Source organism: Streptomyces sp. NPDC054796, from assembly GCF_053611545.1.
The window spans coordinates 1-16,325 of record NZ_JBSHAO010000097.1 but is presented as its reverse complement, the minus strand read 5'-3'; the positions used below and the strand labels follow the sequence as shown (position 1 = coordinate 16,325).

Genomic DNA, 16,325 nt, shown 5'->3' with positions numbered 1-16,325 from the left:
GGGGACGCCGCTTCGGCCGCGTCCCCCGCCCCCGTCCCACCGTCGAGCCGTGCGGCTCAGCCCAGGAAGCGCCGCAGCCCGAGCCGCCCCCACAGCATGCTCAGCCCGAACGCGGGCACGACCGTGACGACGGTGAGGGCAGCCGCTGCTCCGGCCGCGGCCGGCCAGCCGTGGCCGGCGGAGATGAGCGAGGGCGCGAAAGCCTTCAGCAGGAACACGTGGAACATGAACGCGCCCAGCCCCGCGTCCGTCAGCCTGGCCAGGAGCGGACGCACCCGCTCCGGAATGCGCACCCCGTTGACCGCGAGCAGCGCGCAGACGCTGAGCGCTGCGACGAAGACGCTGGCGTTGGGGATCACGAAGTGGATCCGGTCCTGGGACCACAGCACGGCGCCCAGCGCCACCACCGCGCCCGCCAGCCACCAGCGGCGGTGCCCGCGCCGGGTCGCCGGGAGGCTGAGCAGCAGGGCGCCGACCACGGCGTACACCAGCGAGTAGGTCCCGGCCTGCCAGCCGAAGTGCGGCACGTCCCAGCCGGTGAGCTGTGCCAGGTCGCTGAAGACGGTGGGCCCTGCCGAGACGACCGCCAGCGCCGCGACCACGCCCCAGGGGCGCTGCCCGGCCTTCAGCAGCATCACGAAGCCCAGGATGAGGATCAGTGGGACGTGGGCGTAGAAGTACCAGAGGTGGTACGCGGGCTGGACGGTGCCGAACACGGCGTCCAGCGCCAGCTTCGTCACCGGCCGTTCGTTCGTGTCCCGCCACCAGCCCCAGGCGAGATAGAGCGCCGACCAGACGCCGACGGGGACGATCATGCGCAGGGAGCGCTTGCGCAGCGTCCCGCCGTTCCTCGGGGGCGCGCCCACCAGGACCGCCCAGCCCGCGATGGCGAAGTACAGGGGGACGGCCCAGCTCGTCGCCGAGTCGAGGAACAGTCCCGTCCAGTAGACGGCGCGCCCGTTCTCCGCGCTCTTGCCGACCGCCGCCATGCATTCGCCGCCGACGTGGCCGACGATGACCGCGAAGGCGCAGACGACGCGCAGCAGATCGATGTCGTCACGGTGCGCACGGCGTAACGGCTTCCGCTCAGGCTTCTCCGCGGCTACGGATTCCGGCCGGGGTGCGGGAATGACGGATTCCGGAGCCGCCGGAGCCGCCGGAGGTGCTGACACTTCTTCGGTAGACATGCCCTGCCCTGTAAATACGAGGAATTCTGTAGTCCCTCGCCTATTACGGGCGAGCGGATCCAGATTTTTACAGCGATCACCGCTCGGAATCTGTCCGTCAGGGAAACAGCAGTGGAATTCTCAGCCCCCGGCCCCTCTTGCCCTTCGCCGCCCGCGCGTGTCAGGTGACCAACAGGTTTCGTGCGTCTGACCGCCCGGGTGACGAACCGGGGAAGACCTGCGGAGAGATCGGGGACGACGGGGCGTGGTGGCGGACACGGCGGGGGGAACGGGCCGGGGCGCGGGCAGAGGCGACGGGGCCCGCACGAGGCTGGCGGAACAGCTCGGATCGCGCGGGGGCATGGCGCTGGCCGCGCTCTGGCTGCTGGCGGCGGCGCTGGCCGTACGTCAGGCCGCGGCGGTGCTGCGGCTGCCGCCGGACGAGCGGCTGAGCGACCTGCTCGCCTGGATCGGCGACAACGGCGTCCTGCGTGCGCGCGGCTCCCTCTACGACGGGCCGACGCCCTTCACGGGGACGCCGTTCGCAGGTCTGGTACTCCGGCCCCTGACCCGCGCCGCCGAGCAAGGGCTGGGCGTGGCTTGGACGTTCGGGACGCTGCTGCTCGTCGCCGCCGTCGGCGTGGTGGCCGTACGGGCGCTGCCGCAGCCCGTTTCGCACCCCGCCGCACGCCGTACCGTGCTGTTCGCCGTGCCCGTCGCGCTGGGGCTGCTGATGCTCTCGGTGCCGGTGCGCAACACCTTCCACCTCGGGCAGACCAGCATCCTCCCGGTGCTGCTGGTGCTCGTCGGCTGGCTGCGCCTGGTCGACGGGGAGCGCGCGGGGCACGTGGGAGACACGGCCGCGCGGAGCCGCTGGGCCGGAGCGCTGATCGGTCTCGCCGCCCTGCTCCAGCCCGCCGTGCTGCTCTTCGTCCCCCTCCTGTGGGCGACGGGCCGCCGCCAGGCCGCGCTCGGCACCCTGGGCGCCTTCGCCGCCGGTACGGCACTGGCCTGGGCCGCCATGCCCGCCGACTCCTGGACGTACTGGGTGCACCACCTCGCGGGCACCGGGCTCGGCGATCCGGCCGACGCAACCGCCAACCAGTCGGTGCACGGTGCTCTGCTCAGGATCGGGCTGCGCGGACCCCTGGAGGCCGGGCTGCTCGTGGTGCTGGCCGCCGTGGTCTGCTGGTGCGCGCTGCGCCGCGCCGTGCGCTACGCCCGCGACGGGCAGCCGCTGCTGGCCGCGGCCGTCGCCGGGTGCGCGGTCGTCGCGGTCTCGCCCACCGCCTGGCAGCACCAGCAGTTGTGGATCCTGCTGGCCGTCGTCGGGCGGGTGGGGCGGCGCAGGGCCGACCGGCTGGTGTGGCCGGTGTTCGTCGTGCTGGTGATGTCGCTCGACGGGGACGCGCTGGTCCCCAACCTGCCCGGACTGTCCGCCGTCGCCGCCAACGCCCCGCTGCTCGCGGCTCTGCTGGCGGCGTGCGCCCTCCCGTTCCTGCCGCGCACCTCACCGCTGTGGGACGCGCCCGAGCGCTCGGGCCCGCTCGGCCGCCCCAACCTGATGCTGGAACTGCTGCTGATCCGCGTGGGGTACTGGGCGTACTCGTATGTGCGCGGCCACGCGCCCGACGCGCGCGGCACAGCCGAGCACCACGGGAGCCAGATCCTGGGCATCGAGTCGGTGCTGCGGATCGACGTGGAGCACGCGCTCAACCGGCTGACCGCGCGCACCCCTTGGCTGGAGGCCGCTGCCGACTTCTCCTACACCACCTTCCACTTCCTCGTCCCCGGTGTCCTGCTGACGTGTCTCTACGTGCGCCGTCCCGCCGAGTACCGCGCCGCGCGCACCGCGCTCGGCCTGGCCACGCTTCTGGGGCTGATCGGCTTCTGGCTGTATCCGCTGGCGCCGCCCCGGCTGATGCCGGGCCTCGGCTACGTCGATACCGCGCACGGCCCGCAGGACCTCTCGGACCCGGACTTCGGCGCGCTGACGGAGCTGTCGAACCAGTACGCGGCGATGCCCTCCCTGCACGTCGGCTGGTCGCTGTGGTGCGCGGTGGTCGTGCTGCGCGTGACGCGCCGACCGCTGCTGCGGACGCTGGGCGTCCTGTACCCGCTGCTGACCACGTTCGTGGTGCTGGCCACCGCCAACCACTATCTGCTCGACGCGGTGGGCGGCGCCGCCGTCGTCGCCGCGGGCTGCTGGCTGGGACGGCGGTTCACGGCGGCGAAGCGGGCCGCGACGGGCGCGCCGACGGAACCGGAACCGGAACGGGAGCTGGGACCGGAACCGGAACCGGCACCGGGTCCGGCACCGGAACCGGAGCTGGCGCCGGCGCCGGGACCGGTACCGGAACCGGCCGCGTCCAGCGCCCGCGCCGGGGCGCGTCCTACGCGTAAGCCACCCGCAGCTCCTTGATCCCGTTCAGCCAGGACGAGCGCAGCCGCCTCGGGTCCCCCGCGAGGGAGATGTGGGGGAGGACGTCGGCGATGGCGTTGAAGATGAGGTTGATCTCCAGCACCGCGAGGCTCTTCCCCAGGCAGAAGTGCGGGCCTCCGCCGCCGAAGCCCAGATGGGGGTTCGGATCGCGGGTGATGTCGAAGGTGCCGGGGTCTTCGAAGACCTCGGGGTCGTTGTTGGCCGAGGAGTAGAAGATGCCGACGCGCTGGCCCGCCTTGATCGCGGCGCCGCCCAGCTCGGTGTCCTGGGTGGCGGTGCGCTGGAAGGAGACCACCGGGGTGGCCCAGCGCACGATCTCCTCCGCCGCCGTCTCCGGGCGCTCGCGCTTGAACAGCTCCCACTGCTCGGGGTGGGTGAGGAAGGCGTGCATGCCGTGGCTGATGGCGTTACGGGTGGTCTCGTTGCCCGCGACGGCCAGCAGGATCACGAAGAAGCCGAACTCGTCCGAGCTGAGGTTCCCCTCGCTCTCGGCCGCCACGAGCCGGCTGACGATGTCCTTGGCGGGGCACTCCTTGCGGGCCTCGGCCATGGTCATCGCGTAGGAGACGAGTTCGGCGGCCGACTCGGCGCCGATCTCCTCCGTGATGGCGTACTCGGGGTCGTCGTAGGCCACCATCTTGTTGGACCAGTCGAAGATCTTGGCGCGGTCGTCCTGCGGGACGCCGATCAGCTCGGCGATGGCCTGGAGCGGCAGTTCGCACGCGACGTCGGTGACGAAGTCCCCGGTGCCCTGGGCCTTCGCGGTCTCGACGATGCGGCCCGCGCGATCGCGCAGCGCGGTCTCGAGGGCGCGTATCGCGCGCGGGGTGAAGCCGCGCTGGACGATCTGGCGGACGCGGGTGTGCTCGGGCGGGTCCATGTTCAGCATGATCAGCTTCTGGACGTCGAGCTGTTCGCGGGTCATGTGCTCGCCGAAGCGGATGATGGCGGTGTTGGTGGTGGACGAGTAGATCTCGGGCCGGGTCGAGACCTCCTTGACGTCCGCGTGCCGGGTCACCACCCAGTAGCCGTCGTCGTCGAACCCGGCCAGGCCGTGCGGCTGGGCGTTCCACCAGACGGGAGCCGTCTGCCGCAGCAGCGCGAACTCCGGTACGGGGACGCGTTCCTGGTACACGTCGGGGTCGGTGAAGTCGAACCCCTCGGGCAGCTCGGGCATCGCGGGGCAGGAGGACATCGGCAGCTCCACTCCATGTCTGACGGCCCATCAGATTCGGCCATGAAGGTAGTAACGGGTTCTACAAGTGGCAAGGGTCGCGGCGTGAGGGATTGCGTACGGGCCGTGTGCGCTTCTCGTGCACGGCCCTTGCACGACCCTTGCGCGGCGGGGGCGGGGCTCATAAGACTGTTTGCGGAACTAGAACGCGTACTACTAGGGACCTTCCGGCGCCGGGCTCCGCCGGTAGGGACCTGGTGCCCTGCCCTGGTTGCCCCCGCTGCCGCCCCGGAAGGACGCTCCATGGCCGCAGAACCCGTCATCGTCGAAGCAGTACGCACCCCGATCGGCAAGCGCGGAGGGGCCCTCGCCAACCTCCACCCCGCCTACCTGCTGGGCGAGACCTACCGCGAACTCCTCGGCCGCACCGGCATCCACGCCGACTGCGTCGAACAGGTCGTCGGCGGGACCGTCACCCACGCCGGGGAGCAGTCCATGAACCCGGCCCGCAACGCCTGGCTGGCCATGGGCCTCCCGTACGAGACGGCCGCGACCACCGTCGACTGCCAGTGCGGCTCCTCGCAGCAGGCCAACCACATGGTCGCCAACATGGTCGCCGCCGGCGTCATCGACGTCGGGATCGGCTGCGGCGTGGAGGCCATGTCGCGGGTCCCGCTCGGCAGCGGCTCCAAGCACGGCCCTGGCAAGCCCTTCCCCGACGAGTGGAACGTCGACCTGCCCAACCAGTTCGAGGCAGCCGAGCGCATCGCCCGCCACCGCGGCCTCAGCAGGGAACGGGTGGACTCCCTCGGGCTGCTCTCCCAGGAGCGCGCCGCCACCGCCTGGGCCGAGGAGCGCTTCAAGCGCGAGACGTTCGCCGTGCAGGTGCCCACGACCGAGGAGGAGCAGGCGGGCGGCCAGGGCATGTGGCGCCACGTCGAGCGCGACGAGGGGCTGCGCGACACGTCGATGGAGGCGCTGGGGAACCTCAAGCCCGTGATGCCCACGGCCGTCCACACCGCCGGGAACTCCTCGCAGATCTCCGACGGGGCCAGCGCGGTGCTGTGGGCGTCCAAGCGGATGGCGCGGGCGCTGAAGCTGAAGCCTCGGGCGCGCATCGTCGCGCAGGCGCTGGTCGGCGCCGACCCGCACTTCCACCTCGACGGTCCCGTCGACGCGACCCGCGCGGTGCTCGGCAAGGCGGGCATGTCACTCAAGGACATCGACCTCGTGGAGATCAACGAGGCGTTCGCCTCCGTCGTCCTCTCCTGGGCCCAGGTCTTCGAACAGGACCTGGAGAAGGTCAACGTCAACGGCGGCGCCATCGCGCTGGGCCACCCCGTCGGCGCGACGGGCGCCCGGCTGATCACCACGGCAGTGCACGAACTGGAACGCCGGGACAAGGAGTTCGCGCTCATCGCCATGTGCGCGGGCGGCGCGCTGTCCACGGCGACGATCCTCCAGCGGCTGTGACGGGTCAGAGGGCGGAGACGGCCCCTACGGCGCGGGCGGCGCGGGTGACTCGAAGCGCACCGGTGCCTCGAACGCGGCGCGGCGGGTCGCCCGGCGCAGGGCGCGCAGGACGGTGCCGCCGAGGGTGAGGGTGAGGACGACGGTGAGCAGGGCGCGGGGCACGTCCCAGCCCAGGGACGTGGCCAGCACGTAGGCGACGAACCGCGCCAGGTTCTCCGGCAGCGGGTCGCCGGGGACGAAGGAGACGCCGGAGCCCATGCCCGCGATGTAGGGCCAGCCCTGGAGGTTCATCACCAGCCCGTAGAGCAGCGCGGCGACGGCCCCGTACGCCGACAGGAGCAGCAGTTCGCGGCGCCCGCGCAGCCGCGAGTGGCCGGGGAGGAGCCCGGCGCCCATCGAGACCCAGCCCATGGTGAGCATCTGGAACGGCATCCACGGCCCGACCCCGCCCGTGAGCAGCGCGCCCGCGAACATCGAGAGCGCGCCCAGCACGAAGCCGAACCCGGGCCCGAGTACCCGGCCCGAGAGCACCATCAGGAAGAACATCGGCTCCAGTCCGGCCGTCCCCGCGCCCAGCGGACGCAGCGCGGCCCCTGCGGCGGCGAGCACGCCGAGCATCGCGACGGCCTTCGCGTCGAGTCCGGTGTCGGCGATGGTCGCGACGGCGACGGCGAGCAGCAGCGGCAGCAGCACCGCGAACAGCCAGGGCGCGTCCTCGGAGTGCGCGAGCCCGGACGCCGAGTCGGCGAGCAGCGGCCACCCGAAGGCGGCGACGCCCGCGAGCGACACGAGCAGCAGCGCGGCGACGGAACGGGGCCCGAGCCGCACGGCCCGTACGCGTCGCGGGCTTGTCGCGCCGGTCATCGGGGTCCCTCCGCTTCCAGCGCGGCGCGCACCTGGGGGACGGTCAGCCATGGGTCGGGGGCGAGGATCTTGGACACCTGGGGTGCGAAGGAGGGCGATGAGGTGACGACCTCGGCCGTGGGGCCGTCGGCCACGACCTCGCCCTGGGCGAGGATCACGACGCGGTGCGCCAGTTCGGCGACCAGCTCCACGTCGTGCGTGGCCAGCACGATCGCGTGCCCCTCGGCCGCGAGACCGCGCAGCACGCCGACGAGGCGGGACTTGGCCGCGTAGTCCAGGCCACGCGTCGGCTCGTCGAGCAGCAGCAGGGGCGGCCGTGCCGTGAGGATCACCGCGAGGGCGAGGGCCAGCCGCTGGCCCTCGGACAGGTCGCGCGGGTGGGTGGAGTCGGAGACCCCGGGCAGCAGCGTCGAGACCAGGCCGCGGCAGGCCCCTGGCCGTGCCACCGGTCCCGCGTCCGCGTCGGCCGCCTCGCACTCGGCGGCCACCGTGTCCGCGTACAGCAGATCGCGCGGCTCCTGCGGTACGAGCCCCACGTGCCGCAGCAGCTCGGCGGGCCGCGTCCGGTGCGGGGTGAGCCGTTCCGCGCCGACGGACGCGCTGCCCGAGGTGGGCGCGTGGACGCCGACGAGGGTGTTGAGGAGGCTGGACTTGCCCGCGCCGTTGCGGCCCATCAGGGCCACCGTCTCGCCGGGGCGCACGGTCAGGTCCACCTCGCGCAGCGCCGTCACGGGGCCCCTGCGCAGGGAGAGCCGGGAGAGCGTGGCGAGGGGCGTCGCGGCGGACGCGGCCTCGGCACGGGCACCGGTACCGGCGCTGGTACCGGCGCCGCCGTCTCGTGAGCGGCGGACTTCCCGCATGCGGCCTCCCGGCGCGGGCCCTGCCTGGGCCGGGCCGGTCGGCGGCTGGTCGGCCGCGGGGACCGGGGGCGTACGGTCTGTCAGCCGTTCCTGCGGCGCGGATGTGCCGTCGCCGTCGTCTCGCGGGTGTCGGCGGCCTCCCGGCGGCGGCTGGTCGGCCGCGGGGACCGGGGGCGTAAGGGCCGCCAGCCGCTCCCGCAGCGCGGAAGCCCCGCGCCGCGCGTCCCGTACGGACAGCGGCGGCGGCGACCAGCCCGCCAGCGCGGCCAGTTCGACCACGGGCGGCTGGACGGGGGAGGCCGCCAGCAGCGTGGCGGGATCACCGAGCCTGGCGGGCGCGCCGGGGCCCGGCAGCAGCAGCACCTGGTCCGCGTACTGCACGACCCGCTCCAGCCGGTGCTCCGCCATCAGCACCGTCGTCCCCAGGTCGTGCACCAGGCGCTGGACCACGGCGAGCACTTCCTCGGCCGCCGACGGGTCGAGCGCTGAGGTCGGCTCGTCGAGCACGAGGACCCGGGGGTGCGGGGTGAGGACGGAGCCGATCGCGACCCGCTGCTGCTGGCCGCCGGAGAGGGTGGCGATGGGCCGGTCCCGCAGCTCGTTGAGGCCTAGCAGGTCCAGGGTCTCCTCGACGCGGCGGCGCATCGTGCCAGGCGGCAGGCCAAGGGACTCCATGCCGTAGGCGAGTTCGTCCTCGACGGTGTCGGTGACGAAGTGGGCCGGCGGGTCCTGGCCGACGCTGCCGACGACGTCGGCCAGCTCGCGCGGCTTGTGCGTCCGCGTGTCACGGCCCGCGACCGTCACCCTGCCGCGCAGGGTGCCCCCGGTGAAGTGCGGGACGAGCCCGGAGACGGTGCCCAGGAGGGTGGACTTGCCCACGCCCGACGGGCCGACGAGCAGGCACAGTTCGCCCTCGGGGATCTCCAGACCGACGCCCTGGAGCGCTGGCTCGGCCCGTCCCTCGTACGTGACCGAGACCTGCTCGAAGCGGATCACTGCGCGGACTCCTCGCTGCTGGACCGCGACCGCGCGCCACGGGCGGGGCGCGGGCGGTACGGGTACGGGTACGGGTACGTCTTCGGCGCCGCCGGGCCGTCGGCCGACGGGCTGGGGGTCCTGGTCCCGCCCCTGGGGCCTGGCGCGGGGGCCACGAAGGCGGGCAGCAGCCCGAGGAGTGCCGCAGCCGCCGGCCACAGGGGGAAGGAGGGCGCCGTCAACGGCACGGCGGGCGGGTGCAGCGCGCCCGGATACGCGCCGCTCGCCCAGATCATGGCCGCCGCGACCACCGCCCCCGAGGCGGAGACCAGCCACGCCCGCACGCCCCAGCGGTCAGGCCGGTAGCGGGTACGGACGCTGCGCCGTCCGCCCAGCCACAGCCCGGCCAGCGCGAGGACGACGCCCACGCACAGCAACGGCGTCCCGTACGCCGCGCCCTGCGCCGCCAGCAGCGTGTACGTGCCGACGCAGACCCCCAGCAGCCCGCCGAGCGTGAGCGCGGCCGTGGTGCGGCGCACGGCGCGCGGCACCTCCGCCGCGCGCCCGTAGCCCCGCGAGTCCATCGCGGCGGCCAGTGCCACAGACCGCTCCAGCGCTCCCTCGAGCACCGGCAGCCCGACCTGGAGCAGTGCCCGTACGCCCTTGTCGTCCCGGCCGCGCAGACGGCGCGCGGCACGCAGCCGCTGGACGTCGGCGACGAGGTTCGGCGCGAAGGTGAGCGCGACGACGACGGCGACGCCCGCCTCGTAGAGCGCGCCCGGCAGGGACTTGAGGAGCCGGGCCGGGTTGGCGAGGGCGTTGGCCGCGCCGAGACAGATGAGGAGGGTGGCCAGCTTCAGCCCGTCGTAGCACGCGAAGACCATGCCCTCCGCCGTGACCCGCCCCCCGACGCGCACGCCCCGCGCCCACTCGGGAAGCGGAACCTCAGGGAGCGTCACCAGGACGTGGCTGCCGGGGACGGGGGAGCCGAGGAAGAAGGCGAAGACGAGCCGGATGCCCAGGACGAGCAGCCCGAGCTTGAGGAACGCGCCGTACGAGCGCGCCCAGGGCGCGTCCGTGCGGCGCGCGGCCACGACATAGCCCGCGACTGCGACGAGCAGCGCGAGCAGCAGCGGATTCGTCGTCCGCGAGGCGGCGACGGCCAGGCCCAGAGCCCACATCCACCAGGCCCCCGGATGCAGCGCGTCGCTCCGGTGGGGGGCGGCTCCGGGCGGCCCGGACCGGACGGACCGGTCTGGCCCGCCGCCGGGAGGCGTCCGGCCCCACGCGCCACGTCCGGGACGCGCCCGACGCGCCTCGTCGCCGGGGCCGACGGGCCGCCCCGCCGCCATGAGGGCGGGCGCGGTGCGGGCTCCGGGTGCGGACTCCTGCGCCGACGTGCCCCTGGCACGGCGTTCCGTCGGCCGACGGAACGCCGCGGCGGGAACCCCGGGCCCCGGGAGCCGGAGCGTCGAGGGCGGGGCCGCCACGTCCGACGTCCGCACGGGGCGCGGCAGCACGGGACTGCTCCGGACCGAGGGCACCCGGGCCAGACGGGCCAAGACCGTGCGGGACCAGGCGACGGGCGCCCACGCCAGGGGCGGCGAGGGCGGGGCGGGCATACGTGGAGGGGTCATGTGCGGCGGCGGCGCGCTTGCCAGAGCGCTGCCGCGCCGAGTGCGGCGACCGTCGCGATGCCCGCCGCGACGCCGAGGCCCGTGGACAGCCCTTCGCCGCCCTCGTCGTCACCGCTGTCCCGCGCGGCCTCGTCCCCCGCGCCGTCCCCGTCGCCGGAGGTCTGCTCGCCGCAGCCCTTGGCGGGGTAGCCGTCGATGGCGCACAGGAGCGAGTCGGAGTTGTAGCGGAGGGGTTCGGCGACGGACGCCAGCGCCTCGGCGGCCGTCGCGCCCTCGCCGACCCGCGCGCAGGCGGTACGCGCCTTCGGCGGCTGCTCGCCGCCCGGCGCGTCCGCCGCCGTGCCGAAGTCGATGCTGAGGGCGACGCGTTTGCTGCCGGACTTCGCGTCCGTGTCCCCGCACACGGCGTCGAAGGCCGCCGTGCCGCGCGGGGTCGCGGCGTCCTTGGAGTCCTCGCTGACGGCGAAGCGGAAGCCGAGCACGTCGCCGTCGGCGGGCCGCAGCACGGAGGGGCCCTGCGTCGCGTACGACCAGGACGAGCCCTTCCCGTCCTGTTCCCAGAAGGACCAGTAGCGGTAGCCGTCCTTCGCCGCCGGTGCCGCGTGCGCCGACGGCGCCTGGCCGACGGTGAAGGCCAGGAGACCGGCGAACAGCGCCGGCAGCGCGCGGCGCGCGTGTGGCGAACGTGTCCTCATCGGCGCGGCCATCGTCAGACACCCTGCCGCTTGCGACGGCCGCTCAGCATGATGCCGATGCCCGCGCCCGCCGCCAGACCCGCACCGATCATGGACCAGAACAGCACGGTGCCGCCGCCGTCGCCCTCGCCCTCGTCGGACTTCGCGGAGTCCGACGCGTCCGGCATCTTCGCCGGGCGCGGCCCGGTGGCGTTGAGGCGCTTGAGGAGGTCGGTGCCGCCGAGCGTGGCCGCGTCGCCGCCCGTCGCGTGCACGGCGAGCATCAGTCCGCCGATGGCGGCCGGGTCGTCGTCGGCCTTGTCCCACTTGGACAGGTTCTCGCGCAGCCAGCCGAGCGGCTTCTTCGCCTCGTCGCGGTGGCCGCCCGCCGCCAGCGCGACGACGGCGTCCGCGGTGTTGGCGTAGTCGGGCTGCCCCTCGGCGCCGGGCATCACGGAGTCGAGGTGGCCGCCGTTCCTCTCCAGCACGGACGCGAGATACGCGGCGCCCGCACCGGCCGCCTTCTCCGGGTCGTCGCCGATGCCCCCGTCGCCGTCTCCGTCCTTGGCACAGGACAGGGGCGCGAGCGCGGGACCCTCGTCCTTCGCGTGGACCAGCAGCCCTTCGCCGAGGCCCGCGAGCGCGGCGGCGGCCGTCGCGTCGTCGTTCGGCGCGAGCGTGCCGTCCTTGCCTGGCTGGTAGGCGAAGGCGCCGAACTGGCCCTTCTTCGCGTCCTCCGCGCCCTTCGCGTCGCAGTCGAGCTGGAAGGAGAGCAGCGCGTCGTACGGTGTCTTGCCGCCCTTCGCCGTCTTGCCGGGGTCGCGGCCCGCCGCCGCGAGGGCGCCGATGACGACGGAGACCGAGTTGGCGTCGGAGGGGCTGCCCGAGGTGTAGCCCCAGCCGCCGTCCTCGTTCTGCGCGGACTCCAGCCAGTCCACCGCCTTCTTCACGGCCGCGCTCCTGCCGCCGACGGCCGACAGCGCCTGGACCGCGACGCCGGTGGCGTTGGTGTCGCCGGGGGTCTTCTTCGGGTCGCACGCCTGGCCGGTGTCGGCGCGGTACGCGGTGAAGGAGCCGTCGGCGCACTGCTGGCCCGTGAGCCAGTCGACGGCCTCGGGCGCCGGGGTGGCGCCCGCCGCGTCGAGGGCGAGGAGGGCGACGGACTGCCGCCACACCCCGTCGAACTTCGGGTCGGCCTTCCCGTAGAGCCCGCGCCCGTCCGGCAGCTTCCCGGCGCCGGAGGACGGGTCCTTCGGCGAGGGTGAGGGCGATTCGTCGGCGAGGGCCGCGGGCGCGGCGACCGCGCAGAGCACGGCGGAGGCGGCGAGAGCCGCGGCGCTGCGGCGCAGGAACATGACGGGTGCCTTTCGGTGGGCGGAGCGGTCCGCAGCCGGGCACGGCCGCCCCGCCGCGCGGACTCGGTCCGGGCGGCGGCACACCGGGCTCGGCTCCGTATACCTCGACGGTGCCGGTGACCGCGCCCTCGCCGTACGACGGGAGCGGCGGCCACGGGAGCCTTGCCTCCGGCCGGGTGCTCCGGCTCACGGTGTCCTCGCGCGCGGCGGTGACCGCCGGACGGTGCGACCGCCTGGTTCGTCATGGACGCGCGGAGACACCGTTCACGGTTGCGGGTCAGCGCCGGAGTCCCACCGGCTTCCCCCGGACGGAGGCGATGTCTGCACCGTCCACTGTAGCCGGGGCCCTCAAGGAGCCCCCGGGCCCCCGAGCGCGCCGGGACCCCTGAGCGGGGCGGGACCCCTGAGCGGGGCGGGCCTCAGCTCGTCGCCTGGTACGTCACCGGGTCCGAGCCCACCGTCGCCTCGGCCTCGCCCAGCTTCACCAGGCGCCGCAGATGTGCCTCGGCCTCGGCGACGGCGATGTTGCGGGAGCCGTATGGGATCTCGGCCCACGGCCGGTTCCACTCCATCGACTCGGCCAGCTCCCACGGCGTGAGCGGACGCCCGGTGAGGAGGGTGCGCAGCGAGGCCAGCCGTTCCGCGTGGTGCGTCAGCAGCTCCCGTACGCGTCCGGCCGCGTCAGCGAAGGCGTACTGGTGCGCGGGCAGCACCTCGGCGGGGTCGAGCCCCGCGATGCGCTCCAGGGAGGCGAGGTAGTCGCCGAGGGGGTCGCCGCGGTCGGCGAGCGCGGCGTCGTCCGGGTCCTCGTAGAGGCCGATGTGCGGGGTGATGCCGGGGAGGAGGTGGTCCCCGGAGAACAGCCGCCCGTTCCCCGGCGGAACCTCCCCGGGCGGAACCTCCCCCTCCGCGCCCTCTCCCCGGGCACCGTTCGCGGCCCGTCCGGGGTGGCGCTCCTCAAGATGCAGGCAGACGTGGCCCGGAGTGTGCCCCGGCGTCCAGATCGCGCGGAGCCTGCGCCCTGCCAGGTCCAGCAGTTCACCGGGCACGATCTCCCGGTCGGGCAGCGCGCCCCGCCCGCCCGGCATCCGCCGCATCCGGCCCCCGGCCCGCGCCTCGTGCAGGGGCGCCGTGTGCGCGTCGGGGGCACCGGCCGCCGTGAGCTTCGCGGCGAGGTAGTCGAGCCACCGGAGCGGGTCGGTCTCGCGGGAGCGCCGTACGACGGCGGCGTCCGCCTCGTGCATCGCGATCCACGCCCCGGACGCCTCCCGCACCTGCCCCGACAGTCCGTGGTGATCGGGGTGGTGGTGGGTGACCAGCACGCCGTGCACATCGGCGATCGACGTACCGCACTCGCCCAGTCCCCGTTCGAGCGCGTCCCACGAGGCCGGGTCGTCCCAGCCCGTGTCGATCAGTACGGGCCCCCTGCCGGTGTCCAGGAGGTGGACGAGGGTGTGGCCGAGGGGGTTGTCCGGAATGGGCACGGGGATGCTCCACACCCCACCGCCGTGATCGGTCACCTGCGGTGTGTGCGGTGCGTTGGTCATGGCCGGGTCCCCTCGTTGTCGGAGCGCGCGCACCGCCCACTATAACTAGAACCAGTTTCAGTGCATGCTCAACCAGTGGGCAGGGGGCGGTCGTTCGGGGCGGTCCGCGCCGTGGACTCCTGGAAGTGGAACTGGTATCAGTTCTGATGCGGCGTCAGGAAAGCTCGGCCGGGCGGCTGCCGGGTGTCCGGGCGCCGCGCCATCAGCCAACACCCGTACGCAGCACCCGTACGCAGCACCCGTACGCAGCACCCGTACCCGACACCCGTACACGGCAGGCAGTGCCAGTGGCAGTCAGCGTGGGAGGCAGGGCCATGACCGACCTCATCGAGCACGGACAGCTCTACATCGGCGGCAGGATGACCGACCCGGCCGGTACGGACACCATCGAGGTGGTCTCGCCGCACAGCGAGCAGGTCATCGGACGGGTGCCGCACGCCTCGCGGGAGGACGTGGACCGCGCCGTCGCCGCCGCGCGCGAGTCCTTCGACTCCGGGGTCTGGGCCGACCGCCCCCTGGCGGAGCGGATCGAGGTCGTCACCCGCATCAAGGACGCCATCGCCGTGCGCAGCGACGAGATCGCCCGGATCATCAGCTCCGAGAACGGCACCCCTTACACCTCCGGCGTGATGGTGCAGTCCCTCGCCGCGATGATGGTCTGGGACTCGGCCCTCACCGTCGCGCGCGACTTCACCTACGAGGAGCGCAGGGCCGGGGTGCTCGGGCCGCTGCTCGTGCGGCGCGAGCCGGTCGGGGTCGTCGCGGCCGTGGTCCCGTGGAACGTCCCGCAGTTCACGGCGGCGGCCAAGCTGGCCCCCGCGCTGCTCGCGGGCTGCTCGGCCGTGCTGAAGGTCTCGCCGGAGACGCCGCTCGACGCGTACGTACTGGCCGAGATCGCCACCGAGGCCGGGCTGCCGGAGGGCGTCCTGTCGATCCTGCCAGCGGACCGCGAGGTGAGCGAGTACCTGGTCGGGCACCCCGGTGTCGACAAGGTCTCCTTCACGGGTTCCGTCGCCGCGGGCAAGCGGGTCATGGAGGTCGCCGCGCGCAACCTCACCCGCGTCACGCTGGAGCTGGGCGGCAAGTCGGCCGCCGTCATCCTGCCCGACGCCGATCTCGACGCGGCCGTCGCGGGCATCGTGCCCTTCGCGTGGATGATCAACGGCCAGGCGTGCGTGGCCCAGACCCGCATCCTCGCGCCCCGCGGCCACTACGCGGAGATCGCGGACCGCTTCGCCGCCGCGGCATCAGCGCTGGTCGTCGGTGACCCCATGGACCCGGCGACCGAGGTGGGCCCGCTCGTCGCGGAACGCCAGCGGCAGCGCTCCCTCGACTACATCGCGCTCGGCCAGGAGGAGGGCGCCAAGGTCCTCACGGGCGGCGGGCGCCCGGCCGCGCAGTCCACCGGCTGGTACGTCGAACCCACGCTCTTCGGCGAGGTCGGCAACGGGATGCGGATCGCCCGCGAGGAGATCTTCGGGCCCGTCATCTGCCTCATCCCGTACGAGGACGAGGCGGAGGCGGTGCGGATCGCCAACGACTCCGACTACGGGCTTTCGGGCAGCGTGTGGACGGCTGACGTCGCGCACGGCACGGACATCGCGCGCAGGGTCCGCACCGGCACGTACTCGGTCAACACCTTCAGCCTCGACATGCTCGGCCCCTTCGGCGGCTACAAGAACTCGGGCCTGGGGCGGGAGTTCGGGCCCGAGGGCTTCAGCGAGTACATGGAGCACAAGATGATCCACCTCCCGGCCGACGGAGCCGGAGCCGGAGCCGCGGACGGGGCGGAGGGCTGAGCGCGATGGGGGACCGCTGGCACGTCGAGGTCGACCGCGGCCTGTGCATCGGCTCGGGCATGTGCGTCGGCACGGCGCCCGAGGACTTCCGGCTCGACTCCGCCCGCCAGTCGCGCCCCGTGAACCCGGACCGCGACCCCTCGGAGACGGTGCTGGAGGCGGCCGAGGGCTGCCCCGTCGAGGCGATCACGATCACCCTCGCGGACAGCGGCGAGCCGGTGTTCCCGCCGGAGGACGACTGACCGGCGCCCGGGTCCTGAGCGCCTGTGGGGGCGGGAGGAAAGGAAGGGGCCCCGGGCCTGTCTCTTATACACATCTGGTCGGACCCCAGCACCCACCGCTTCAGATTCACCACGAC

The 16,325-nt window shown here is 74.0% G+C and carries 12 protein-coding genes and 1 riboswitch; of the genes, 4 read left to right on the top strand and 8 right to left on the bottom strand.

From position 1 onward, the window contains the following. Positions 1-56: 56 nt before the first annotated feature. Positions 57-1,187, bottom strand: coding sequence for an acyltransferase (locus ACWGJ2_RS38655; protein ID WP_453351077.1), 1,131 nt, complete (start codon positions 1,185-1,187; stop codon positions 57-59). A 340-nt stretch (positions 1,188-1,527) separates the two neighbouring features. Here ACWGJ2_RS38655 and ACWGJ2_RS38650 point away from each other — a divergent pair, with 340 nt between their 5' ends. Then, a complete protein-coding gene (locus ACWGJ2_RS38650) occupies positions 1,528-3,588 on the top strand; it encodes a bifunctional glycosyltransferase 87/phosphatase PAP2 family protein (RefSeq protein ID WP_453351078.1) in 2,061 nt (686 codons plus the stop codon). Here ACWGJ2_RS38650 and ACWGJ2_RS38645 read toward each other — a convergent pair. Then, entirely contained in the window at positions 3,560-4,804 is a 1,245-nt protein-coding gene (locus tag ACWGJ2_RS38645; protein ID WP_453351076.1) for a cytochrome P450, read from the bottom strand. The genes ACWGJ2_RS38650 and ACWGJ2_RS38645 overlap by 29 nt on opposite strands. Before the next feature lie 282 nt (positions 4,805-5,086). Between ACWGJ2_RS38645 and ACWGJ2_RS38640 the strand changes: the two genes are divergently transcribed. Continuing rightward, the gene (locus tag ACWGJ2_RS38640; RefSeq protein WP_453351075.1) at positions 5,087-6,256 is read left to right on the top strand and encodes a steroid 3-ketoacyl-CoA thiolase; all 1,170 of its coding nucleotides are present in this window, start codon (positions 5,087-5,089) and stop codon (positions 6,254-6,256) included. A gap of 24 nt (positions 6,257-6,280) precedes the next feature. On the opposite strand, the gene ACWGJ2_RS38635 is transcribed toward ACWGJ2_RS38640, so the two are convergent. The 6 genes from ACWGJ2_RS38635 to ACWGJ2_RS38610 form a co-directional block, all read right to left on the bottom strand. Continuing rightward, positions 6,281-7,120, bottom strand: coding sequence for an ECF transporter S component (locus ACWGJ2_RS38635; protein ID WP_453351074.1), 840 nt, complete (start codon positions 7,118-7,120; stop codon positions 6,281-6,283). Then, a complete protein-coding gene (locus ACWGJ2_RS38630) occupies positions 7,117-8,976 on the bottom strand; it encodes an ABC transporter ATP-binding protein (protein ID WP_453351073.1) in 1,860 nt (619 codons plus the stop codon). Before ACWGJ2_RS38630 ends, ACWGJ2_RS38635 begins: the two co-directional genes overlap by 4 nt. Then, a complete protein-coding gene (locus tag ACWGJ2_RS38625) occupies positions 8,973-10,136 on the bottom strand; it encodes a CbiQ family ECF transporter T component (protein ID WP_453351072.1) in 1,164 nt (387 codons plus the stop codon). Before ACWGJ2_RS38625 ends, ACWGJ2_RS38630 begins: the two co-directional genes overlap by 4 nt. A 452-nt stretch (positions 10,137-10,588) precedes the next feature. Next, positions 10,589-11,287 carry an SCO2322 family protein gene (locus ACWGJ2_RS38620; protein WP_453351071.1) on the bottom strand — a complete coding sequence of 233 codons (699 nt, stop codon included), beginning with the start codon at positions 11,285-11,287 and terminating at the stop codon, positions 10,589-10,591. Between the two features lie 14 nt (positions 11,288-11,301). After that, positions 11,302-12,621, bottom strand: a complete 1,320-nt coding sequence (locus tag ACWGJ2_RS38615; protein WP_453351070.1) for a prenyltransferase/squalene oxidase repeat-containing protein — start codon at positions 12,619-12,621, stop codon at positions 11,302-11,304. Between the two features lie 190 nt (positions 12,622-12,811). Further along, positions 12,812-12,925: riboswitch (cobalamin riboswitch) on the bottom strand. Between the two features lie 115 nt (positions 12,926-13,040). Further along, positions 13,041-14,168 (bottom strand): MBL fold metallo-hydrolase, encoded by a 1,128-nt coding sequence (locus tag ACWGJ2_RS38610; protein WP_453351069.1) that lies wholly within the window; start codon positions 14,166-14,168, stop codon positions 13,041-13,043. A gap of 314 nt (positions 14,169-14,482) precedes the next feature. Here ACWGJ2_RS38610 and ACWGJ2_RS38605 point away from each other — a divergent pair, with 314 nt between their 5' ends. Both ACWGJ2_RS38605 and ACWGJ2_RS38600 read left to right on the top strand, forming a co-directional pair. After that, positions 14,483-15,967 carry an aldehyde dehydrogenase gene (locus tag ACWGJ2_RS38605; protein WP_453351068.1) on the top strand — a complete coding sequence of 495 codons (1,485 nt, stop codon included), beginning with the start codon at positions 14,483-14,485 and terminating at the stop codon, positions 15,965-15,967. 5 nt (positions 15,968-15,972) lie between these two features. Then, positions 15,973-16,209: a ferredoxin gene (locus ACWGJ2_RS38600; RefSeq protein ID WP_453351067.1), complete on the top strand. Its 237-nt coding sequence runs from the start codon at positions 15,973-15,975 to the stop codon at positions 16,207-16,209. Positions 16,210-16,325: the final 116 nt, after the last annotated feature.